At 63.1% G+C, this 21,024-nt stretch carries 18 protein-coding genes; 9 read left to right on the top strand and 9 right to left on the bottom strand.

All coding sequences use genetic code 11. From position 1 onward, the window contains the following. Window positions 1–106: 106 nt before the first annotated feature. Window positions 107–1,174 (bottom strand): maleylacetate reductase, encoded by a 1,068-nt coding sequence (locus tag AB7F49_RS17390; protein ID WP_428524541.1) that lies wholly within the window; start codon window positions 1,172–1,174, stop codon window positions 107–109. A gap of 217 nt (window positions 1,175–1,391) precedes the next feature. Between AB7F49_RS17390 and AB7F49_RS17395 the strand changes: the two genes are divergently transcribed. Together AB7F49_RS17395 and AB7F49_RS17400 are read left to right on the top strand one after the other, a co-directional pair. Next, window positions 1,392–2,666: an MFS transporter gene (locus AB7F49_RS17395; protein WP_428524543.1), complete on the top strand. Its 1,275-nt coding sequence runs from the start codon at window positions 1,392–1,394 to the stop codon at window positions 2,664–2,666. 208 nt (window positions 2,667–2,874) lie between these two features. Then, a complete protein-coding gene (locus tag AB7F49_RS17400; protein ID WP_428524545.1) occupies window positions 2,875–4,860 on the top strand; it encodes a putative bifunctional diguanylate cyclase/phosphodiesterase in 1,986 nt (661 codons plus the stop codon). 24 nt (window positions 4,861–4,884) lie between these two features. Here the strand turns inward: AB7F49_RS17400 and AB7F49_RS17405 are convergent, their stop codons facing one another. The 3 genes from AB7F49_RS17405 to AB7F49_RS17415 all read right to left on the bottom strand — a co-directional run bounded on the left by AB7F49_RS17405 (window position 4,885) and on the right by AB7F49_RS17415 (window position 7,545). Beyond that, window positions 4,885–5,799, bottom strand: a complete 915-nt coding sequence (locus tag AB7F49_RS17405; RefSeq protein WP_428524547.1) for an aspartate/ornithine carbamoyltransferase family protein — start codon at window positions 5,797–5,799, stop codon at window positions 4,885–4,887. A 488-nt stretch (window positions 5,800–6,287) separates the two neighbouring features. Then, window positions 6,288–6,620, bottom strand: a complete 333-nt coding sequence (locus AB7F49_RS17410) for an antibiotic biosynthesis monooxygenase family protein (RefSeq protein ID WP_428524549.1) — start codon at window positions 6,618–6,620, stop codon at window positions 6,288–6,290. 25 nt (window positions 6,621–6,645) lie between these two features. Beyond that, window positions 6,646–7,545: a polysaccharide deacetylase family protein gene (locus AB7F49_RS17415; protein WP_428524551.1), complete on the bottom strand. Its 900-nt coding sequence runs from the start codon at window positions 7,543–7,545 to the stop codon at window positions 6,646–6,648. Between the two features lie 222 nt (window positions 7,546–7,767). Between AB7F49_RS17415 and AB7F49_RS17420 the strand changes: the two genes are divergently transcribed. Beyond that, window positions 7,768–8,235, top strand: coding sequence for a GFA family protein (locus tag AB7F49_RS17420; RefSeq protein ID WP_428524553.1), 468 nt, complete (start codon window positions 7,768–7,770; stop codon window positions 8,233–8,235). A gap of 154 nt (window positions 8,236–8,389) precedes the next feature. On the opposite strand, the gene AB7F49_RS17425 is transcribed toward AB7F49_RS17420, so the two are convergent. After that, window positions 8,390–9,244, bottom strand: a complete 855-nt coding sequence (locus tag AB7F49_RS17425; RefSeq protein WP_428524555.1) for a c-type cytochrome — start codon at window positions 9,242–9,244, stop codon at window positions 8,390–8,392. Between the two features lie 132 nt (window positions 9,245–9,376). On the opposite strand from AB7F49_RS17425, the gene AB7F49_RS17430 reads away from it, so the two are divergent. Beyond that, window positions 9,377–10,633 carry an MFS transporter gene (locus AB7F49_RS17430; protein WP_428524557.1) on the top strand — a complete coding sequence of 419 codons (1,257 nt, stop codon included), beginning with the start codon at window positions 9,377–9,379 and terminating at the stop codon, window positions 10,631–10,633. 9 nt (window positions 10,634–10,642) lie between these two features. On the opposite strand, the gene AB7F49_RS17435 is transcribed toward AB7F49_RS17430, so the two are convergent. Beyond that, window positions 10,643–10,888: a hypothetical protein gene (locus AB7F49_RS17435; protein WP_428524559.1), complete on the bottom strand. Its 246-nt coding sequence runs from the start codon at window positions 10,886–10,888 to the stop codon at window positions 10,643–10,645. Window positions 10,889–10,997: 109 nt separating this feature from the next. Continuing rightward, window positions 10,998–11,516, bottom strand: coding sequence for a CvpA family protein (locus tag AB7F49_RS17440; RefSeq protein WP_428524561.1), 519 nt, complete (start codon window positions 11,514–11,516; stop codon window positions 10,998–11,000). Between the two features lie 213 nt (window positions 11,517–11,729). Between AB7F49_RS17440 and AB7F49_RS17445 the strand changes: the two genes are divergently transcribed. Together AB7F49_RS17445 and AB7F49_RS17450 are read left to right on the top strand one after the other, a co-directional pair. Then, complete coding sequence (locus AB7F49_RS17445) at window positions 11,730–16,088, top strand: choice-of-anchor I family protein (RefSeq protein WP_428524563.1); 4,359 nt, start codon at window positions 11,730–11,732, stop codon at window positions 16,086–16,088. A gap of 178 nt (window positions 16,089–16,266) precedes the next feature. After that, entirely contained in the window at window positions 16,267–16,674 is a 408-nt protein-coding gene (locus AB7F49_RS17450) for a YccF domain-containing protein (RefSeq protein ID WP_428524565.1), read from the top strand. Between the two features lie 12 nt (window positions 16,675–16,686). Here the strand turns inward: AB7F49_RS17450 and AB7F49_RS17455 are convergent, their stop codons facing one another. Beyond that, entirely contained in the window at window positions 16,687–17,466 is a 780-nt protein-coding gene (locus tag AB7F49_RS17455; RefSeq protein ID WP_428524567.1) for an SDR family oxidoreductase, read from the bottom strand. Window positions 17,467–17,586: 120 nt separating this feature from the next. Next, window positions 17,587–18,750, bottom strand: a complete 1,164-nt coding sequence (locus AB7F49_RS17460) for a glycosyltransferase (protein ID WP_428524568.1) — start codon at window positions 18,748–18,750, stop codon at window positions 17,587–17,589. 106 nt (window positions 18,751–18,856) lie between these two features. On the opposite strand from AB7F49_RS17460, the gene AB7F49_RS17465 reads away from it, so the two are divergent. The 3 genes from AB7F49_RS17465 to AB7F49_RS17475 form a co-directional block, all read left to right on the top strand. Further along, window positions 18,857–19,651 carry a UDP-2,3-diacylglucosamine diphosphatase gene (locus AB7F49_RS17465; RefSeq protein ID WP_428524570.1) on the top strand — a complete coding sequence of 265 codons (795 nt, stop codon included), beginning with the start codon at window positions 18,857–18,859 and terminating at the stop codon, window positions 19,649–19,651. A 77-nt stretch (window positions 19,652–19,728) separates the two neighbouring features. Continuing rightward, the gene (locus AB7F49_RS17470) at window positions 19,729–20,634 is read left to right on the top strand and encodes a CHAD domain-containing protein (RefSeq protein ID WP_428524572.1); all 906 of its coding nucleotides are present in this window, start codon (window positions 19,729–19,731) and stop codon (window positions 20,632–20,634) included. A gap of 30 nt (window positions 20,635–20,664) precedes the next feature. Next, window positions 20,665–21,024: pyridoxal-phosphate dependent enzyme (locus AB7F49_RS17475; protein ID WP_428524574.1), on the top strand; the 360-nt coding region annotated here is incomplete at its 3' end.

The raw sequence follows: 21,024 nt of genomic DNA on the forward strand, positions 1-21,024 counted from the left end.
ACCGGAATCCAATAGTTGCAAGTGGTCCCGGATTCAAACATTCGCAAAAGAGGCAGCCGAAAAGGGATTCGAATGTTCGGATTCGACCCCTAGCAGGCGAAGCGGGTCAGGAAAGCGGCCTGGGTGCGTCGCCCGCCCAGGCGGCTGCGATCAAGGTGCGAACCGCGTCCCGTTCGATCGGCCGCGGATTCCAGTATGGATTTTGCACGGCAAGATCGGCGGCGCGATCGATGCCCGCTTCCGGCATCCCGAGCGACTTCAGACTGCGTGGACTGCCGAGCCGAGCGGCGAGTTCGACAAGCGCGGCCGTGCCGTCCTGACCGCCAAGCGCGCGCGCGACGGCGGCGTCGGCATCGGGCGCGGCCTTCGCATTGTAGGCCATTGCATAGGGTAGAATGACCGTATGCGTGTCGGCATGCGGCAGGTCGAATGCTCCGCCGATGACGTGGCACAGCTTGTGATGCAGTGCCATGCCGACTGATCCGAGACACACCCCGCACAGCCAGGCGCCGTAGAACGCCTCGGACCGCGCCTCGCGGTCGAGTGGATCTGACACGATCGCAGGCAGCGCGCGTCCCATTGCCCCGATAGCCTGCTCCGCCATCATCGAGATGACCGGGTTGCGGTCCTCCGCATAGAGCGCCTCGACCGCATGCGCGATCGCATTGGTGCCGGAGGTAATCGTCAGGCGCTGAGGCAGCGTCAGCGTGAAGTCCACGTCGTAGATCACGATCTCGGGCAACACCTTGAGCGTGCGTTGCGTGACCTTCACCCCATTCTTGGTCTCGCCGATGATCGGTGTCACTTCCGATCCCGCATAGGTCGTCGGTACCGCGATCTGGGTCAGATCGGTACGCAGCGCGATGGCTTTGCCGAGACCGGTCGACGACCCGCCTCCAAATGAGATCGTGCAGTCCGCACCGCATTCCTGGGCTTGCCGCAGGGCGCGGTCGGTGACGTCGGCCGGCGTGTGCATGGTGGCGTGCGTGAATGTGCCGGCTGCGAGCGCGCCGATCGACGTGGCAATCCGCGTGAGATCATCGGCCTGCTCCGGCGTTGAGAGCAGAAGGGCGCGTCGGCAGCCGGCCCGCTCTATCTCGGATTTCAATCGCGAGATGGTGCCACTGCCAAAAATCACCCTGGCGGGGAGGGCATTGTAGACAAAAGAATGCATGGCGATCCGCTCCAGGCTACCGGATGTCATTTTCAATGTACCAGCATAGTAAAAATCTGCGGCGTGTGCCTGACGAAGACAAATTTCGTGGTCGGAAGTGATGGATGCGTCCCAATTTGCTTGCGCGTATCGGCGCAATATTGCGGCGCTAAATGAACGACTCACCTATGAATAAAGCGCAACGCCTTTTCCGAAGGGGCACACGGAGAAGTTGCGCATGACGGCAACGACAATGAGCAAGTCTTCCGGCGATGAGCGCCGCTGGCGCGCGGTTGCTGCGGCCTCGATCGGCAACGCCCTCGAGTGGTTTGATTTCATCATCTACGGTTTCTTTGCCGTAACGATGGCGAAGCTGTTCTTTCCGACTGGGAACGATACCGTCTCTCTGATGGTGGCGCTGGCTGCGTTCGGCGTGCCATTCTTCATGCGGCCGCTCGGCGCGATCGTGATCGGCAATTACGCTGATCGCCACGGACGCAAGGCCGCCTTCACGCTGACCATCCTGATGATGATGGTTGGTACCGCAATCATCGCAGCAGCGCCGACCTATGCCACGGCCGGATTGCTGGCTCCCGTCCTCATTGTGCTCGCGCGCCTGATCCAGGGTTTCTCCGCGGGCGGTGAATTCGGCAGCGCGACCGCCTTTCTGGCCGAACAGGATCCGGAAAGGCGCGGCTTTTTCGCGAGTTGGCAATTTGCCAGTCAAGGGCTCACCACCGTTCTTGCTACTGTTATCGGTGTGACTCTGACCTCGAGCCTGACCACGGCCCAGATCGAAGGCTGGGGCTGGCGAATTCCCTTCATCATAGGTCTGTTGATCGGACCGGTCGCCTGGTACATCCGGCGCCATGTCGACGAGACCATGGAGTTCAAGTCGTTGCAGGTCAGCCGGTTTCCGGTGAAGGAGGCCTTCTCCGACAGCAAGAAGAGATTACTGGTCTGCCTTGGTGTCGTCGCGCTCTGCACGGTGTCGATGTACACGGTGGTGCTGTTCATGCCGACCTACGCGACCCGGCAATTCGGCCTGACAACGTCAGTCGGCTTTCTCGGCGGATTGCTTGTAGGCGTGATCCAGCTCGTGCTGATCCCGGTTTTCGGAGCGCTGTCGGACCGCTATGGACGGCTGCCGATCGCCTTTCCGTCCGCGGTCGCGATGCTTGTGGTTTTCTATCCGTTGTTCTCGTGGCTGGCCGCTGCTCCGACGCTGCAAACATTGTTGATCGTTCAGGGGATCATTGGCGTCCTGATAGCCGCTTATATGGGTCCTCTTGGTGCCCTGATGGCGGAACTGTTTCCGGCACGGATGCGCACCACCGGCCTGGCGATCAGCTATGCGTTTGCAGTGGCAATATTCGGGGGCCTGGCGCCCTTGTTCAACACCTGGATCATTGCGGTTACCGGGAACATTCTGGCGCCTGCGTTTTACCTGATCCTGGCGGCGGCGATCAGTCTGATCGCCCTGATATTTGCTCGCCAGCTGGGCGCCAGATAGCCGATCTCGGGCCATCGCGGCTCGTCCGCGTTGCCCGGGAAGCGATCATCATGGTTAATCGATTCTGATATCGGGCATCTGGCTCCGCCTGCAGCGGTGCGTGCGAGCGGAACAGGCCTTTGTCGCTCGTAAGGTGCTGTTCCTTAACAACTTCATTGAATAATGCGGCTGAATTCAAGCTGGGCTGACTGCCCAACGGACTTTATTCATGAGGCTCGCGGCTGCCATATCCCGGTTCTTCGACCGCCTGAACGGATCGGTCCCTGATCCGGTTCTGCATTTCGAACTCGTCCGCGCGCTCTATGGCGCGACGAGTACCGCGAAGCCGTTATTCATTGCGACTGCCGCCGCCTCCGCAGTGACCTCGGTCGCTTATGGCCTGAGCGGCGATCTCGTCTTCGCGTTCATCGCCGCAGGTTTCCTTCTGATCGGCGTCGCGCGCAGCATGGCGGCGAGCCACTACCACCGCGTCAGGCATGATCCGGGCGACATCGCGGCTCTGAAGCGGTGGGAACTGATCGCGCTTCTCGGCGCCTGGGCGTTCTCCGGCCTGGTCGGGGTGGCCGGCGCCTATGCGATTACATTCCACCCCGGCACCGATGTCGAGATTCTCGTTGGCTGCTGCGTGATCGGCTATATCGCCGGCGTGTCATCCCGCAACGCAAGCCGGCCGCTCATTACCATCGGGCAGGTCAGCTTCACCTGCGTACCGTTCACGCTCGCGCTGATCCTGCGGGGCGATATCGCCCACTTCGTGCTCGCAATATTCATCGGCGCACTTTACGTCGGCACCATCGTCATCTGCCGCAGCGTCTACGACAATCTGGTTTCGCGGCATCATGCGTTTCGGCGGATCGAAACCCTTGCACAGCGGGATGCGCTTACCGGACTTTGGAACCGCGCGGCTTTTCTCAGCCTGCTCGAAAATTGTTTTACTGCGCCCGTCAGAAGCGACCTTGCGTTGATTGCCATCGATCTCGACCGCTTCAAGGACATCAACGACACGCTCGGCCATCCGGTCGGCGATGCAGTCCTGAAGGAAGCGGCCGAGCGAATTCGTTCGGCACTGCGTCCTGGCGATGAAGTCTCTCGCATTGGCGGTGACGAATTCCTCGTCATGCTGGTCGGTGCGCGTGCCATCGAAATGGCCGCGGTGGCGCGACGAATTCTGGCGAAATTCTCCGATCCATTCGCCTTCGAGATGACCCGCAGCATCTGTGGGGCCAGTATTGGCTGCGCCCTGGCACAGCATGATTCCACGATGGATGCGCTCCTGCGCGACGCCGACCTCGCACTTTACGAAGCAAAAAAGCGCGGGCGGGCCCAGATTGTCGAATACACAGCCGAACTCTCCCGCGAGTACGAAAATCGTGTTGCGCTGGAGCACGACCTGCAACGTGCTCTCGGCAGGGGCGAACTCGATATTGCGTATCAGCCGATCATCGACCCGAGATCCGGTCGTGCGATTTGTTGCGAGGCCCTGCTGCGCTGGAACCACCCCGAACTCGGCCCGGTCGCTCCCGACGTCTTCATCCCCATTGCGGAAGCGACGGGCCTGATCATGTCAATCGGATCGTGGGTCCTGACCAAGGCCTGCCAGGAGGCGACCCACTGGAGCACGGATATCAAGGTATCGGTGAACCTGTCACCGGTGCAGTTCAGACACGGCCGCGAAATTGTCGATCGCGTGCGCGCCGCGCTCCTGGAAAGCGGGCTCTCGCCAAGTCGCCTCGATCTGGAGATTACAGAATCGGTGCTGATCGATGACAACGCGTCAACGCTGGGCATTCTGGAGGAGTTGCGCGCCATGAAGATCGGCATTTCGCTCGACGATTTCGGAACCGGATTTGCGTCGCTGTCCTATCTGAACGATTTCCCGTTCTCCAAGATCAAGATCGATCGCAAATTCTCGCAGAAAGTCGATGAATCGCCGCGGACCTCGGCAATCGTTGCGGGTACGGCCCAGATCGCCCGCGACCTTCGCATGGAATGTGTCGCTGAAGGCGTCGAGACCGAGGTTCAGCTCGAACGACTGCGCAGCTTCGGAATCAATGCAATTCAGGGGTTCCTGTTCAGCAGGCCCCTTCCGGCGCGAAAACTTCGCCGTTTGATTCGGGAGCCGATCTTCCCCGCAATGACTGCAAAGCCGAAGCTGGACCCGCTTGGTCAGGCGCGCCGGAAGGTGGCGTCCTGACCGGAACGCCACCTTCGCCGCGTGTCAGTTCGCGTTCAATAACCGCTGCAATACCGCCATGCGCATGAATTTCGAGAGGCGGACCTGTTCGAAATACATGGCGTTCGGCAGGGAATCGCACGACGGGTCGATCTCGTCGAAACGCGGCAGCGGATGGTAGAGAAGGGCCGTCGACCGCAACCGCTCGATCTTCTCGGCGGTAATGGCGAAATGCTTCGGCGTGAAATGTGGTGAGACATAGTCCGACGCCGGCGGTTCGCCGATCGCCGACATATCGTAGGGCGCCATCATGATCGCGTCGCATTCAACCAGCGCCGTATCAATGTCGGCGATGACCCGGAGACGGACTTGATGCTCCGCGAGGGCCGAAGCGAGATCGCCCGGGATTTCGTAGTGTGGCGGCGGACAGAAAACGACCTCGCGCGGTCCTTCGAAGCGAAGCAACTGGATGAATGAGCGTACCACGCGGCCGCGCGGGTCGCCGCCGAATGCGATGCTCTTGCCGCGCAGCGTTCCGAGACCGCGCCGCATCGCATGGATGTCGATCAGGGCCTGGGAGGGGTGCTCGTTCCAGCCGTCACCCGCGTTGATCACGGGGACGACCGAGGTTGCGGCCATGCGCGCGGCGGCGGAGCATTCGTGATGCCGCACCACGATCGCATCGGCCAGCCGGGACACCACGGCCGCACAGTCTTCGACGGACTCGCCGATGCTGGCATTGGTGCGCGATGCCGACATGTCTTCCATGCCGATGCAGTGCGCGCCAAGCGCCACCGCAGCGGACTCAAAGCCCAGTCGCGTGCGTGTACTCGACTGGAAGAACAGCAGCGCAATCGTGCGACCAAACAATTGCTGTCGTGGCGCAAGACCGGACTCGAACTCGTCCGCCGCCAGACAGAAATCGTCGACATCGTCGATTGAGAGGTCTCGTGCGCTCAACAAGTGCCGGAGCCGGCCGGAGCGAGATCGTTCACGCGAACTCTGCACGAGTCCGGGCGACGCAACAGACAGGTACGCCATTTGCCTAAAGCCTCACCGCATTTGAGGTAAGGAATTGTTAACTCATCTTGTTCGCCAAGTAAATTTTCCATCCCGACAAGTGCAGCGCGCTTTCGTGAATTGGAACTCATCGGCTTCGCAAGTGAGGCGAAAGGTTTTTGCTGACAGTGCAAACAGTTAGGCGTTTGCTGTTGCTCGCAGCACATTCGACATGGGAGCCGCGCGGTTAACCAACGCAGCAAAGTAATCACGCCGCGGCCATATTGCGATGTGCGCGGTACGACCGCGATGCTGACATCGCGGCGGAATTGCGATGCGGGAATCCTGATGTTAACCACGTCCGCTTTCGCTGACGCCAGGCGCGCCGCTATCGGTGCAATACCGCGATACCGGAGCGCGCCGGTCTCTTCGGGTCCGAACGCTGCAGTTCAGGCCGCCCGCTGCGGCTTTACCGTCTGCCGCACCTCGAAGCCCTCGAACTTCGGATGCGCCAGATAGAGCGATCCGGTGCTCTCGCTGCCGGCGCGCGCATGCGCCTTGCGGAACGCTTCCGACTTCGTCCATGCCTCGAAGGCGTCGCGGTCGCGCCAGACCGTGTGCGAGGCATAGAGCGTGTGATCCTCGGCCTCGGGTCCCTTGACCAGATGAAACTCGACGAAGCCCGGAACCTGGTCGAGATGGGTGTCACGGGTGAGCCAGACTTGCTCGAAATCGTGCTCCGAGCCCTTCTTCACCTGAAAGCGATTCATCGCAATGAACATTGCTGTCTTCCTTACGCGGCGAATTCTATGTGTTGCCGAACGTCACATTCGCCGTTTTGACATACCAGTCGAGCATCTGTTCGCCGTTCCAGTGCAGGACACCGTCGAACCTGCCGATATGCTCGTAGATACGCTCCAGTGGCCCGATGCGGAAGGGCTGACCGCTGATATAGGGATGGATCGCAATCGCCATGAACTTGGCGCGGTGCTCGCTCTCCGCATAGAGCCGTTCGAAACTTTCCAGCGCGCGCCTGTGCAGATGGTCGCTCTCATGGTGCTGAACGAGCATCATCGGGATATCGTTCAGTTCCATCGTATAGGGGAGGGTGACGAGCGGGCCCTTGCCGGTGCGGATCACGGTCGGCTCGTCGTCATAGACCCAGTCGCCGATATACCGGATGCCGGCCTCGGCCAGATATTCCGGCGTATCCAGCGTCTGGGTCAGGCCGGGACCGAGCCAGCCGACCGGACGCTTGCCGGTAAATCGCTCGATGATGTCGCAGGAGCGGAAAATCATGCCGCGCTGATCCTCGACCTTGTGGATCGGCCCCTGGTCGTAGGCGTGGCCCATGAATTCCCAGCCCGCATCTTTCGCTTCCTGCGCGACGCGGGGATAGTCCTCGCAGACCCGCGCATTGATCGAGACGGTCGGCCGGATGCCGAGCCGGCGATACAGATCGAAGAAGCGCCAGACGCCGACCCGCATGCCGTATTCGTGCCAGCTCCAGTTCGGCACATCGGGCAGCATCGGCTGGCCGGTCGGGGCGGGCAGCACCTGGCGTGCCATCGGGCGGCCGATGTCCCAGACTTCGAGATTGACGATGGTCCAGACCACCATGCGTGCGCCGCCGGGCAGCTTCAGCGGCGGGCGGTCCACAATCGCGGAATATTCGGTGCGTTGACTTGGTATCATGCTTTCAGTCATGGGCTTTCCCTGGTGCCGCCGATTTGAAGTTCCTGCACCGCCTGCCGCAAGCTTCCGTCGGGAACGTCAAATCGAAAGCGACACTGGAATCATAGACTTGCTAGTGCCCCCTTGGTTTCCGAAGTTCGTGTATGAGATTGCTGAGACGGATCACGAACTTCGGAAACCGGGCACTAGGCCGCGCATAGTAGCGGCCCGTCCGCGAGCGACAAGGTGCGACACATGAAACTGCCGCTGAGCGGAGGTTGCCAGTGCGGCGCATTGCGATATGAAATTCGCGCCGAGCCGCTGACGGTCTATGTCTGCCATTGTGGCGAATGCCAGCGGCAATCGGGTTCGGCGTTCGGGATGTCGGTGATGGTGCCGCGTCCGGCGCTGGTCTACACGCGGGGAACGCCGCGGCGCTGGACGCGGAGTGCGGACTCGGGCCGCACCATCGCCAGCGACATGTGCGAAGCCTGCGGTGTAAGGCCGGTCAATCATCCGACTGCGAACGACACGGTCTCGATCGTCAAACCGGGTACCCTTGACGATACCCGCTGGCTGCGTCCGGTCGGGCATATCTGGACGAAGAGCGCGCAGCCCTGGGTGACGATTCCCGGCGATTGTGTGATCCATGAGGGACATCCGGCGGACGTGAGCGGACTGATCGCAGCGTGGAAGAAATATCGGGAAGGGATAGGAGAGTGATCTTGCATGGCGTTGCCACTTGATGATCCTTCCCCCGCGAAGCGGTGGCGAGGTCAGTCGCCTGGGCGACAACCGAAGGCAAGGACCTTCTGATCGTTGCGAATTCCGGTAGTCTCCAACTGCCGTGCGGCTTTTTCTCAACGGATCGAGGGGTTCATTTTCCCTTCCGTCCCGCGATATGCGCGAGATAGGAGATCACCGCATCGATATCGCGGTCGCTCATCTGATCCTCGGCAAAGCCCGGCATGATCTGCGTCGGCCAGCTGCGTACCGATTTCGGGTCGCGGATCAGCGCGTGCAGTCCGGCGCGCGTCATGTATGCCGTCGGGTTCATCGGCGCGTTCAGATCGGGACCGACATCGCTCGCACCGGCGCCGTCCACCATGTGACAGGGCAGGCATTGCGTGATGAACAGAGTCGCTCCGGCGCGTGCCTCGTGCGTCGCCGGTAAGGCGGGATCGACGCCTAGCTGCGGCCAGCGCGCGAGGGGCGAGAGCTGGCTTTCGAGCTTCGCGAGCTGATACGGCCATTGCTCGCTGCGGACCGACCGTGCCTGTGCACCTGTCCACACGATGTAGAACGGACCGGCGCTGCTCTGCTTGCCGGGAACCGCCGGCCATGGCGCATCGGCGGGTTCAATGGCGAGCCAGCCGATCGCCTTGTTCGGATCGGTATTGCTGACGAGATCGACCGGCAGATGTGCCGCGAAGCCGTCGAGCGCCACGGTCTCGATCACGCTGTCGGCCGGCGCGCGAAACGGCGCGAGCAGGGTGGCCAGCGGGACGGCGCGAAACCGCATCGGGCGGCCATAGGCAATATCGGCGGGGATATCGACGTCGCTCACGTCGGGCCGCGCCAGCAGCGCGTCGCGGGAGAAGGTCCGAGTCTCGCCGCCGATGGCGACGGTCAGCACCGGGTCGGCGGCCGCGCCGGGCGATGCCAGACAGGCAAGCGACAGCGCGATGACGGATAGCCACCCGGTCCGTCTGTCCGATCGCAGGATTCTCATGGGCAATTGCTCACGTGGCATTTTCGCAGTGTATGCTCGAAATCCGGCCTCGTTGGCCCAAACGCGACGAAGACTGGCATGACATTCCATTAGGGCCAGTCTAAATGTGGGCCTCAACCCGCCGGGGCCACCATGAATCGGGACAGCCGTCACTTTCTCTTCCTGAATGTCGGTCACTTCCTCGACCACATGTTCACGTTGATCTTTGCGACCGTGGCGGCGCTGGCGCTGACCCGCGAATGGGGCGTCAGCTATTCGGATCTGCTCAAATACGCCACACCGGGCTTCCTTGCGTTCGGGCTGTTCGCGCTGCCGGCGGGATGGATCGCGGACAAGTGGAGTCGCGAAGGCATGGTGGCGATGTTCTTTGTCGGCATCGGCCTGTCTTCGGTCGCCACCGCGCTTGCGCAGTCGCCGCTGCAGGTCGGCATCGGGCTGTTCTTCATTGGCGTTTTCGCCGCGATCTATCATCCGGTTGGCCTCGCGATCGTCACGCAGCGCTGGAAGAATACCGGCATGCGGCTGGCCGTAAACGGCGTCTGGGGCAATCTCGGCGTCGCCAGCGCGGCCCTGGTCACCGGCTATTTCATCGATCACGGCGGCTGGCGCTCGGCTTTCGCGGTGCCCGGCGTCGTGTCGATCGTGATCGGTATCCTTTATGCCGCGCATGAATGGTCCGCGATCACGTACCGCGCCCCGCATGCTTCGGGCGCGGCCGTGGCCGCGCCGCCGATGTCGGTCGATTACAAGGCGCTGCTGTGGCGAATCTCGATCATCGTGTTCGCGACCACCGCGATTTCGAGCCTGATCTTCCAGGCCACGACATTCGCATTGCCGAAGATTTTCGACGAGCGCATCCAGGGCATGGCGAAGAACGTGACAGCCTGGCTGTCGTCCGGTGCGCCGGCCGGTGGCCTCGACATCGCCACGACGCTGGGCGCGCTGACCTTCCTGGTGTTCGCAGTCGCCTCGATGGCTCAGCTTGTGGTCGGCTCGATGCTGGACAAATACGGGCCGCGCATCGTGTTCCTGTGCGCGGCGGCGATCCAGATCGTGTTCTTCACGATCATGCCGGGCCTGACGGATATCTGGGCGTTTGCGGCGGCGCTCGGTTTCATGTTCGGCGCATTCGGGCAGATCCCGATCAACGATTTCATGATCGGCAAGATGGCCAGCGGACCTGCGCGTGCGCGCATTTACGGCGTCCGCTATGTGCTGGCCTTCAGCGTGCTCGCGCTGTCCTTGCCGCTGATCGCCTATGTGTACGAGAATCACGGCTTCGATGCGCTGTTCCGCCTGATGGCCGGAGCGGCGGCCGCGATCTTCCTGGTGACGGCCTGTCTGCCGTCGCGGCTGCCGACACCCGAAACCGCAACGGCGGCGGCGTAACAAGTAAACTCAGGCGGCCTTGGCCCGGCGCGGCTGGACCGGTGCATTCCGCCTGAGGGGCGGCCCATCGGCGAAATGCGCGTCGAGGTCGGCGTCGGCGCAACCGAAGCGCCAGGCGCGCACCCGCTCGTCCCAGTCGAGCGCGCAATGCTCGCAGCGGCCGTCATGGAGCCTGAGCTCGACCATCGTGAGTTCAACGCCGCAGCCATCCCCGGCTGTGACACCGCTGCAGACGAACAGACCTGCATTCTTCATAGCGGAACCGGCTCCCAGGTGCGTCGAGCGAATCACTTGGGCAAGTCTACCGGAAAATGTGAACAAAAGGGGCACGGCGACGGCCCGAGGGTGGCACGAGGCGCTGACCTCAGATGCGGCGGTCCTTCTTCATCCGGTCGATCCGGGCGATGACATCGGGCGGCAACGTGCGCATGCCGGTTTCGCCAGCGGCGGCGAGGATCGGGCGCAGTTGCGACTGGGCGAGCCAGCGCGGCTCCTGCTTGGGCGGGATGATGCGATCGAAGATCAGCACCATCAGCACCGCGAGGAGCAGGAGGCGCATGGCGCCCAGCGCGGCTCCCGCGGCGCGATCCGGCATGCTGATGTCATCGCCGACAACGAGGCTGACGGCGTTCCGCATCAGCGCGGCGGTCAATAGACCCGCGACCAGAAACACCGCGGCGAACACCATCAGATTCGGTGAGCCTGTGGTGGACGACGATTGCGCCGCGACGAGCGGCGCGAGTTTCGGCGCGGCGATGATGGCGAGGGGTGCCGCCAGCAGATAGCCGAAGATGGTCGCAAGACTGCGCAGCAATCCCGACCGGTAACCCATCATGACGGCAAGCAGTGTCGCCCCGATCACGGCGGCGTCGAACAGGTTCATGGCCGGAACGGTAGCGTGGCGGCGTAAACATTCCGCTGCCCCGATCGATCGGTTTGCAGATTTCGGTGCGAAGCCAGTCCGGCTTTTGGACGGAATCCGATCCGTCACGGCGCAGTCATCGCTCTGTCACCGCGCGCTCCTCATATCCGCGCCGCTGGCGGGCAGGGGGCCCGTCCGGCCCCCGCCTTTCGCCAAATCCCATGAGGAGCGCGCATGCCCATCCAGATCGACGGCATCACGATTCAGGACAATGCCGATTCCACGCTCGCGGGGTCGCTCGTAACGCCGGCCGGAACCGGCGCGCTCGATGTCACCTCGATCGGTTCGTATTTTTCTGGGCTTGGCGAGGCAACCGCCGAAGTCGTGGTCCATGACAAGACCACCCAGCAGCTCTTCGTGATGGTCAATACCGAAATCGCCGGCAATCCGGCGGGCCTGGTTCAGATCGTCGATTTCTCCAATCCGGCCGCGCCGGTCATGACGGGATCGATCGACGTGACCTCCCTGGTGCCATCGTTCGGCGGAGTGAATTCGCTCGCCGTCCATAACGGCGTTCTCGCGGTCGCGGTCGAGAGCGACCCCAAGAGCGACAACGGCAATGTCGTGTTCGTCGACACTGCCGACGGCGCACTTCTGAAGGTGGTCGAAGTCGGCGCGCTGCCGGACATGGTGGTCTTCACAGCCGACGGGCAGAAGCTCCTTGTCGCCAACGAGGGCGAGCGCGACGGCGCGATCGACGCGGCGGGCTCGGTCTCGCTGATCGATCTGTCGAACGGCGTCGCCAATGCGACCGTCCAGACCACGGGCTTCGGCGTGCTCGACGGGCAGGAACAGGCCCTGCGGGACCAGGGGGTCCGCATCACCCCCGGCAAGGACGCTTCGGTCGATCTGGAGCCGGAATACATCACGATCTCGAAGGACGGAACCAAGGCCTTCGTGTCGCTGCAGGAGGCGAACACCGTCGCGCAATTCGACATCACCGGCACCACGCCGGTGCTGGAGCGCTTCGTGCCGCTCGGCACCGTCGATCATAGCCTGGCCGGCAACGAGGGCGATTATTCCGATCGCGACGGGGACGGCAACGACGGCGCCATCTTCCTGCACACCGCGCCGATCAAGGGCCTCTTGATGCCCGACGCGATCGCAACCTGGACCGCGGGCGGCACCACCTATTTTGCTACCGCCAACGAGGGCGACGCGCGCAGCGACGACAGCGACGTGCAGCGGCTCAAGGACTTCGACGGCCTCGATCCGTCGATCGTGACGCCGGAGGGACAGCCCGCGCTCGATAACGACAACAATGCCGGCCGTCTCAACGTGTCGACCTATGACAGCGATCCGGACAATGACGGTATCGTCGAAGAGATCGTGACCTTCGGCGGTCGTGGTTTCACCATCTTCAGGCAGGAGGCCGACGGCGACGTCGTCAAGGTTTTCGAAAGCGGCGGCGAGTTCGAGAAGATCATCGCCGACCGGTTTCCGGAACTGTTCAACAACAACCAGACCGGCGACGACGAAACCTTCGATGCCCGGTCCGACGACAAGGCCGGCGAGCCGGAAGGCATCACGATCGGCAATCTCGGCGGGCGATTCTATGCCTTCGTCGCGCTGGAGCGGCAGGGCGGGGTGATGGTCTATGACGTGACCGATCCCGACAGTGCCGAATTCACCACCTATCTGCCGTCGTCCACCATTCACCTCGGGCCGGAGACGGTGCAGTTCATCGAAGCGGCCGACAGGCCGAACGGCAAGAATCTGCTGCTGACCACGAACGAAATCTCGGGTTCGGTCGAGGTGTTCGAGATCGAGCCGCAGCGTTATACGCTGCAATTGCTCCACCTCGCCGACGGCGAAGCGGGCCTGCTGGCCTCCACCACCGCGCCCAATCTCGCGGCGCTGGTCGATGCCTTCGACGACGACTTCTCGAACACGCTCATTCTGGCCGGCGGCGACAATTTCCTGCCGGGTCCGTTCCTTGCGGGCGGTACCGATCCGAGTGTGGCGGCCGCGATCAACGCCACCACCGGCTCGAACATCGGCAGCACGGTGCCGATCGGCGCCGTTGACATCGCGATCCACAACATCATCGGCGTCGAGGCGTCGACCATCGGCAATCACGAATTCGATCTGGGTTCGAACACCTTTGCGTCGACCTTCACGCCCGGCGGCGGCTGGGTGGGCGCGGCCTTCCCCTATATGTCCGCCAATCTCGACTTCTCAGGCGACAGCGCGCTCAACCCGCGCTTCACCGACACGCTCGATGGGCCCGGCGACCCGACCGCGACGTTGCTGCCGGAGGCCGACACCATGGCGGGCCGGATCGTTCCGGCAACCGTCATCGAGAAGGGCGGCGAGAAGATCGGTCTGCTTGCCGCGACCACGCAGATCCTCGAAGCGATCTCCTCGCCGAGCGGCACCGAAGTGGACGGCTTCCCGACCGGACCCGGCGCCAACGGCGAAGTCGACGACATGGACCTGCTGGCGGCACAACTCCAGCCGATCATTGACGAGATGATCGCGGAGGGCGTCAACAAGATCATCCTGATGGCGCATCTGCAGCAGATCGCAAACGAGGAGTTGCTGGCGTCCAAGCTGCGCGGCGTCGACATCATTCTGGCGGCCGGCTCGAATACCCGCCTCGGCGACGATGACGACGTCGCCGTCGACTTCCCCGGGCATGAAGACGTGTTCCAGGGCGATTATCCATTGCGGGTCACCGACCTCGACGGCAAGACCACGCTGATCGTCAATACCGACAACGAATACACCTATCTGGGCCGTCTGGTTGTCGACTTCGACGCCAATGGCGATCTCATCCTGGACAGTGTCACGGACAATGAGCCGATCAACGGCGCCTATGCTTCCACCGAAGAGAATGTTGCCGAGGCCTGGGGCGTCGATGTTGCCGATCTCGACACCACGGCTTTTGCGGATGGGACCAAGGGCGGCGACGTCAGGCTGCTGACCGATGCCGTGCAGTCCGTGATCAACATCAAGGACGGCAATGTGTCCGGCTTCACCGACGTGTATCTGGAGGGCGAACGCGCGTTCGTGCGCAACGAGGAAACCAACCTTGGCAATCTGAGCGCGGACGCCAATGCGTTCGCCTTCAAGCAGGCGAGTGGCTCGGACGACGCGTTCGTCGTCTCGCTGAAGAATGGCGGCGGCATCCGTGCGCAGATCGGCTCGCTTTCGCTGCCCGATCCGGTGACCGGCGAAATCGACAAGCTGCCCCCCGGCGAAAATCCGGGCATCAAGCCGGAAGGCGGAGTGTCGCAGCTCGATATCGAGAATTCGCTGCGCTTCGACAACAAGCTGATGGCCTTCGACACCACGGCCGAGGGCCTGAAAGCGCTGCTCGAACATGGCGTCGCGAGCTACGGCAATCAGGGCCGCTTTCCGCAGATTGGTGGCGTGAAGTTCTCGTTCGATCCGACCGGGGCCCCGGGGAGCCGGGTGTCCGACATCGCTCTGGTCGACGAAAACGGCCAGATCGTCGCCAAGCTCTTTGACGACGGTGTATTGCTGGCCGGTGTGCCAGCAGTCATCACGGTGGTGACGTTGAGCTTCACCGCCAATGGCGGCGACGGCTACCCCGCCAAGGCCAACGGATCGAACTTCCGCTTCATTCTCGAAGACGGAACGCTGTCCGCGCCGGTGGATGAGTCGCTCGACTTCACGGCGGTTCAGCCCGGCAACGCGCTTGGCGAGCAGGACGCGCTGGCGCAATTCATGCAGGCGTTCCACGGGACGCCGGAGGACGCCTTCGACGAGGCCGATACGCCGATCAGCGAGGATACCCGCATCCAGAACCTTATGCAGCGCGAGGAGGACGTGTTTGCCTCGGCTCCGATCGTGGGTACCGACGAGAAGGAAGCCCTCAACGGTGGCATCGGCGACGATACGCTCGACGGCAGCCTCGGCAAGCACAAGATGACGGGAGGCGAGGGCGACGACACCTACATCGTCGGAAACAAGGGAAGCAAGGTGATCGAAGCCGAAGGCGAAGGGACCGACACCGTCGAGACATCCATCAGCTTCAAGCTGCCGAAGTTCGTTGAAAACCTGATCCTCACCGGCGACGCCGACCTCAAAGGCACCGGCAACAATGAAGACAACGTCATCACCGGCAACGACGGCGACAACAAGCTGGCCGGCAGCGGCGGGGACGATACGCTCGACGGAAGCGGCGGTGACGATACCCTCGATGGCGGCAAGGACAACGACACGCTGCTTGGCGGCGACGGCAACGATCGGCTGAAAGGCGGCGACGGCGACGACATTCTGGAAGGCGGAGCCGGTGACGATTTTCTGGAAGGCGGCAAGGACAACGATACCTTCGTGTTCCGTCCGGGCTTTGGCGACGACGAGATCAAGGATTTCCGGGGCCTGAATCTGGGCGGCGGGGATATCATTGAATTCGATGCCTCGATCTTTGCCGATGCCGATGCGGTACGCGCCGCGACCATTGATAACGGCAATACGCTGACCATCGTCGCGGGTGCGGACTCGATCTTGCTGAAGGTCAAGGATATCGGGCTCCTGCACGACAACGACTTCACGTTCGTTTAGGGAGGCGGATCGGGCGCTTCCTGGTACGGGCCGGCATTGCGCCGGCCCGTTTCCTTTTGAGGAGGCGTAGCGGACCGCGATTTTTGACTGACGCGCGGGGCGAGCGGCTTGAAACTTGGCGCCGCGTACTAAATGTTAGTGTCGGGAGCGGCATTCGCGCGCGCTTCGGAGACCGCAAATGCCGCTGCTATCCGTACTGCTCAATGTCCTGTGGATCGTGTTCGGCGGCCTGTGGATGGCCATCGGCTGGTGGATCGCCGCCATCATCATGGCGATTACCATCATCGGCCTCCCCTGGGCGCGGGCAGCCTTCAATATCGGCTTCTATACCCTCCTGCCGTTCGGCCAGAAGGCGGTGTCGCGTGATGACTATCTGGGCCGCGAGGATGTCGGTACCAGCGGGTTCGGGACGATCGGCAACATCATCTGGCTGGTGCTGGCGGGATGGTGGCTGGCACTGGCGCATCTGATCACGGCGGTGGGACTCGCCATCACCATCATCGGAATCCCGTTCGCATGGGCGCATCTGAAACTTGCCGGTATCGCGCTGTGGCCGATCGGCAAGATGATCGTGCCGGCGGACTGACCGCCGTACAGGTCAAAACGCCGCCGGATAGACGCCGCCGTCGATCAGGATATTCTGCCCGGTGATATAGCCCGCCTGCTGCGAACACAGGAACGCGCAGGTCGCGCCGAATTCCTCCTTGGTGCCGAAGCGCTTGGCCGGAACGCCGTTTATTCGGTTGGTACGGGCCTGCTCGAAGGACACGTTCTGACGTTTGGCATTGCCTTCGATGTTGGACACCAGCCGGTCGGTGTCGAAGGAGCCGGGCAGAATGAAGTTGATCGTCACGTTCGAAGCCGCGACCGAGCGCGCCACGCCGGCGAGAAATGCGGTCAACCCCGCGCGCGCCCCCGATGACAGGTCGAGGCCGGCCAGCGGCGCTTTCACGGTCGCCGAGGTGATGTTGACGATGCGGCCGAACTTCTTCGCCATCATCGGGTCGATCGCTTTCTGGATCAGCTCGATTGCGACCACCATGTTGGCGACCACGCCGTCGATGATCTGCTCGCGCGACAATTCGCGGAAGTCGCGCATCGGCGGGCCGGCATTGTTGTTGACCAGGATGTCGGGCTCCGGGCAGGCCGCGAACAGCGCCTTCTGACCGTCCGGCGTCGCGACATCGGCGGCCACGGGGATGATGATTGCTCCGCTCGCCTTGGCGATCTCGTCCGCCGCCGCCGCGAGCCGCGTCTCGTCTCGGCCGTTGATCACGACCTCGCAGCCTTCCTGGGCAAGCGCCAGCGCGCAGCCATAGCCCAGCCCCCGGCTCGACGCGCAGACGATCGCCTTGCGGCCGGCAATTCCGAAATTCATCCCGCTTCTCCGTGTCATCGCCCGCGAAAGCGGGCAACCCATTGGTCAAGGCCGTACCCACTGGATGCCCCGCCTGCGCGGGACATGACAAGTCGAAAGATGAAAGCGTGCCGGAAGTTGCTACGACAGCCTGGCGCCCTCGGCCGCGCGCATGTCATGACCGCGCCATTCGAAGCCGCGGCCGAGCCAGGCATTGACGTAGAGCACCGGGAGCATCGCGTCGCGCAGCAGGAATGTCGCGAGCGACCGGCGGGAATGGTGCCAGCCTGCCTTCACCGACAGCAGCCATTCGGCGCTATACCAGACCGCGAGGAGGCCGAGCGCCAGCGGCAGGGCCGGCAGTCCCGCGAGTGATGCGGCCGCGATCAGCGCCGCGAGCGGTGCAAGGGAACCGGACAGGATCTCGAGGGAAAAGTAGAATGGAAAGCTCGCCCGCCGCAGCCGTGCCCAGCGCCGCTGGCGATTCCACACATCGATGGCGCGCCGCATCCCGAGCGGCTGGCGCACCGGGGGCTCCATCAGCCGCACCCGCCGGCCGAGGCTGCGGACGATCTTGGTGCAGGCGGCGTCCTCCGCCGATTCGGCGCCCAATGCGCGGATGCCGCCGGCGCTTTCGAGGTCGTTCTTGCGCCAGAACAGGGTCTTGCCCTGCGCAAAGCCGAGGCCGAGAAAATCGGCGAAACATTGCCATCGCGCCTGGTAATTGTTGAGCATGGCGCATTCGACTTCGGCAAAAAATCCGTCCGGCCGGCAGCCGACCGGCGGCGAGCAAACCAGGCCGGTATCCGCATCGAATTTCGCGAGAAGACGCTGGATATAGTCGCGCGGCAGCAGCACGTTGCTGTCGCAGATCGACACGAAGGGATAAACCGCCTCGCGCCAGCCCTTGAACACGTTGTTGAGCTTGGGATTGTCGCTGATGCGTTCGTCGCCGACCAGCAGCCGCGCATCGATCCAGGGATGGTCGGCCATCAGCCTGCGCACCAGCGGTGCTGCGGGGTCATCCGGCCGCGCCAGACAGAAAATCAGCTCATAGCGCGGATAGTCGAGCCGGAACGCCGAGCGCAACGTGTCCTCGAGGTAATTGTCGAGGCCGCAGACCGGAAGCACGATACTGACGGACGGCGAGTCCGGGGAAGCATCAAGACACGGTCCCCCCGGCCGGCATTTGCGAATGGCAACGGCAACGCTGACCAGATGGAGCGCGAGGCTGATCGCCACAAACAGCGTCAAGGCAAGGATCGCGAAGCTCATTTGATGCACCATGCCCGGATGCAGTGACATGCTGATGACGAGTCTCAAGCAAGCGGCACAGGCCCTTGTCATCAAACGGCAATGACAATGTGGGACGAAGCCGACAGCGAGTCATTGAACGGCATTCAACGTGCTGATGACACCACCTCGGCCGCGACACTTCCGCGCGCTCTTCATATCCGACATCCACCTGGGCGCCCGCGGCTGTCAGGCCGGCAAGCTGCTCGACTTCCTCCGCTACCACGATGCCGACACGGTCTATCTGGTCGGCGATATCGTCGATGGCTGGGCGCTCAAATCCAGCTGGTACTGGCCGCAATCCCACAACGACGTGGTCCAGAAGCTGTTGCGCAAGGCCCGCAAGGGAACCCGGATGGTCTATACTCCGGGGAACCACGACGAGTTCCTGCGCGGCTATTATGGCACCCATTTCGGCGGCATCGACGTGGTCGAGCATGCGGTGCACAAGGGCGCCGACGGGCGCACCTATCTGGTGGTGCATGGCGACCATTTCGACCTTGTCGTGACACAGGCGCGCTGGCTCGCGCTGCTCGGCGACAAGGCCTATGATTTCGCGCTGACGCTCAACCGGCTGTTCAATGCGATACGCCGCTCGCTCGGGCTCGGCTATTGGTCGCTGTCGCAATGGGCCAAGCTGAAGGTCAAGAACGCGGTGTCCTATATCGGCGAATACGAGCGCGCGCTCGCGGCCGACGCCAGGAAGCATGACGCGCAGGGCATCATCTGCGGCCACATCCATCACGCCGCGATCCACGACGATTTCGGCATCCGCTACGTGAATTGCGGGGACTGGGTCGAAAGCTGCACGGCCATTGCCGAGCACCCGGACGGCCGGCTGGAGATCATTCACTGGGTCCACGAGACCCCATCCGTGGAAATCCCCGAACTGACCGAGGTTCGGGCGGCCTGATGGCTGGAACTCAGAAGCCCCGGCAGGCTAAGGTCCCACTCAAAAGTCCTGTCCCCGGCGACCAGAGTGATTCCTCGATGAGTGCGTCGACCGCGCTGAAGCCCGGTGAGCCGGTGGGCGCCGCCCTGCGCGATCTTGCGGCCGCCGCTGTGGCCGAGGCCCGCCAGATCCTGACGGATCCCGCCCGCGATTCCACGACCAAGGTCCACGACATCCGGCGCGCGCTGAAGCGCTGGCGCGCATTCCTTCGCATGCTGGCGCCGCATCTGGGCGAAACCGGGCAGGCTTTGCGCTTTCAGGCGCGCGATCTCGCGCGCAGGCTGACCGTCGCACGCGACGCCCAGTCGGCCATCGACGCCTTTCAGGATGCGACCGAAGCCTGCCATGATCTGCCGATCGCGCTGCCGGCACGCTCGCTGGTGACCATCCGGAGCCGGCTTGACGCTTTGCGCGTCGAGAACGAGCGCAACATCTGGACCGACGATATCCAGCAAGGTCTCTCGGACTATCTCACTGCCGCGGCCTGGCAGGTGTCGCAATGGAACCTCGATCCGCTCACCTTTGCGGACCTCGCCGACATGCTCACCACCACCTACCGGCGGGCACGCCGCTGCATCCCGCGCAACTGGAACGAGGTGGACGGGGAAGACTTGCACGAATTGCGCCGCAGGGTGGTGGAGCACCGCTATCAGATGGAACTGATCGAGCCGGTCTGGCCGCGGCTCGGACGGTTGTGGGTGGACGAGACCCAGCGTCTGCGCACCCGGCTTGGCAAGTATCAGGACCTGGAAATGCTCGCCGCCAAGGCCGGACCGCATCAGCCGCTTGCGCATTGGCGCTCGAAACTGGCCCCGATCGTGGCCCACCGGCAGGCCGATCACGTCCAGGCGGCGCGGCGCCTGGCGATCCGGTTGTTTGCCGAGCCGCCGAAAGTGTTCCGCCGGCGCCTGGAGGCGCTGTGGGATGCGCAGGCAGATGATTGAATTGCGCCCGGCCCGCGCTAACTTTGGGTCATGAACGCCGTAAGCCCCCTCGATATCGAAACCGCGGCCGGCCGGATCGCGGGCGTTGCGGTGCGAACCCCGTTGATCCGTTCGCCGCTGCTTGACGAAAGGGTGGGGGCGAGCGTCTATCTCAAGGCCGAAACACTGCAGCGCATGGGCTCGTTCAAGTTCCGCGGCGCCTATAATTGCTGCGTCTCGATTCCGTCGGCGCGGCGCGCCGCGGGAGTCGTGGCCTATTCGTCCGGCAACCATGCACAGGGGGTCGCGGCCGCGGCGAAGCGACTCGGCATGCCCGCGGTCATCGTCATGGCGTCAGATTCGCCGCGGCCGAAGCGCGAGCGTACCGCAGCGCTCGGTGCCGAGGTCATT

Source organism: Pseudorhodoplanes sp. (assembly GCF_050250235.1).
Taxonomy (GTDB): Bacteria; Pseudomonadota; Alphaproteobacteria; order Rhizobiales; family Xanthobacteraceae; genus Pseudorhodoplanes.

Excerpts from the sequence above, each read along its gene's own strand:
- AB7F49_RS17390 (WP_428524541.1), bottom strand. The coding sequence starts at position 1,174 with ATGCATTCTTTTGTCTACAATGCCCTCCCCGCCAGGGTGATTTTTGGC.
- AB7F49_RS17395 (WP_428524543.1), top strand. The coding sequence starts at position 1,392 with ATGACGGCAACGACAATGAGCAAGTCTTCCGGCGATGAGCGCCGCTGG.
- AB7F49_RS17400 (WP_428524545.1), top strand. The coding sequence starts at position 2,875 with ATGAGGCTCGCGGCTGCCATATCCCGGTTCTTCGACCGCCTGAACGGA.
- AB7F49_RS17410 (WP_428524549.1), bottom strand. The coding sequence starts at position 6,620 with ATGTTCATTGCGATGAATCGCTTTCAGGTGAAGAAGGGCTCGGAGCAC.
- AB7F49_RS17415 (WP_428524551.1), bottom strand. The coding sequence starts at position 7,545 with ATGACTGAAAGCATGATACCAAGTCAACGCACCGAATATTCCGCGATT.
- AB7F49_RS17420 (WP_428524553.1), top strand. The coding sequence starts at position 7,768 with ATGAAACTGCCGCTGAGCGGAGGTTGCCAGTGCGGCGCATTGCGATAT.
- AB7F49_RS17425 (WP_428524555.1), bottom strand. The coding sequence starts at position 9,244 with ATGAGAATCCTGCGATCGGACAGACGGACCGGGTGGCTATCCGTCATC.
- AB7F49_RS17430 (WP_428524557.1), top strand. The coding sequence starts at position 9,377 with ATGAATCGGGACAGCCGTCACTTTCTCTTCCTGAATGTCGGTCACTTC.
- AB7F49_RS17435 (WP_428524559.1), bottom strand. The coding sequence starts at position 10,888 with ATGAAGAATGCAGGTCTGTTCGTCTGCAGCGGTGTCACAGCCGGGGAT.
- AB7F49_RS17440 (WP_428524561.1), bottom strand. The coding sequence starts at position 11,516 with ATGAACCTGTTCGACGCCGCCGTGATCGGGGCGACACTGCTTGCCGTC.
- AB7F49_RS17445 (WP_428524563.1), top strand. The coding sequence starts at position 11,730 with ATGCCCATCCAGATCGACGGCATCACGATTCAGGACAATGCCGATTCC.
- AB7F49_RS17450 (WP_428524565.1), top strand. The coding sequence starts at position 16,267 with ATGCCGCTGCTATCCGTACTGCTCAATGTCCTGTGGATCGTGTTCGGC.
- AB7F49_RS17455 (WP_428524567.1), bottom strand. The coding sequence starts at position 17,466 with ATGAATTTCGGAATTGCCGGCCGCAAGGCGATCGTCTGCGCGTCGAGC.
- AB7F49_RS17460 (WP_428524568.1), bottom strand. The coding sequence starts at position 18,750 with ATGTCACTGCATCCGGGCATGGTGCATCAAATGAGCTTCGCGATCCTT.
- AB7F49_RS17465 (WP_428524570.1), top strand. The coding sequence starts at position 18,857 with ATGACACCACCTCGGCCGCGACACTTCCGCGCGCTCTTCATATCCGAC.
- AB7F49_RS17470 (WP_428524572.1), top strand. The coding sequence starts at position 19,729 with ATGAGTGCGTCGACCGCGCTGAAGCCCGGTGAGCCGGTGGGCGCCGCC.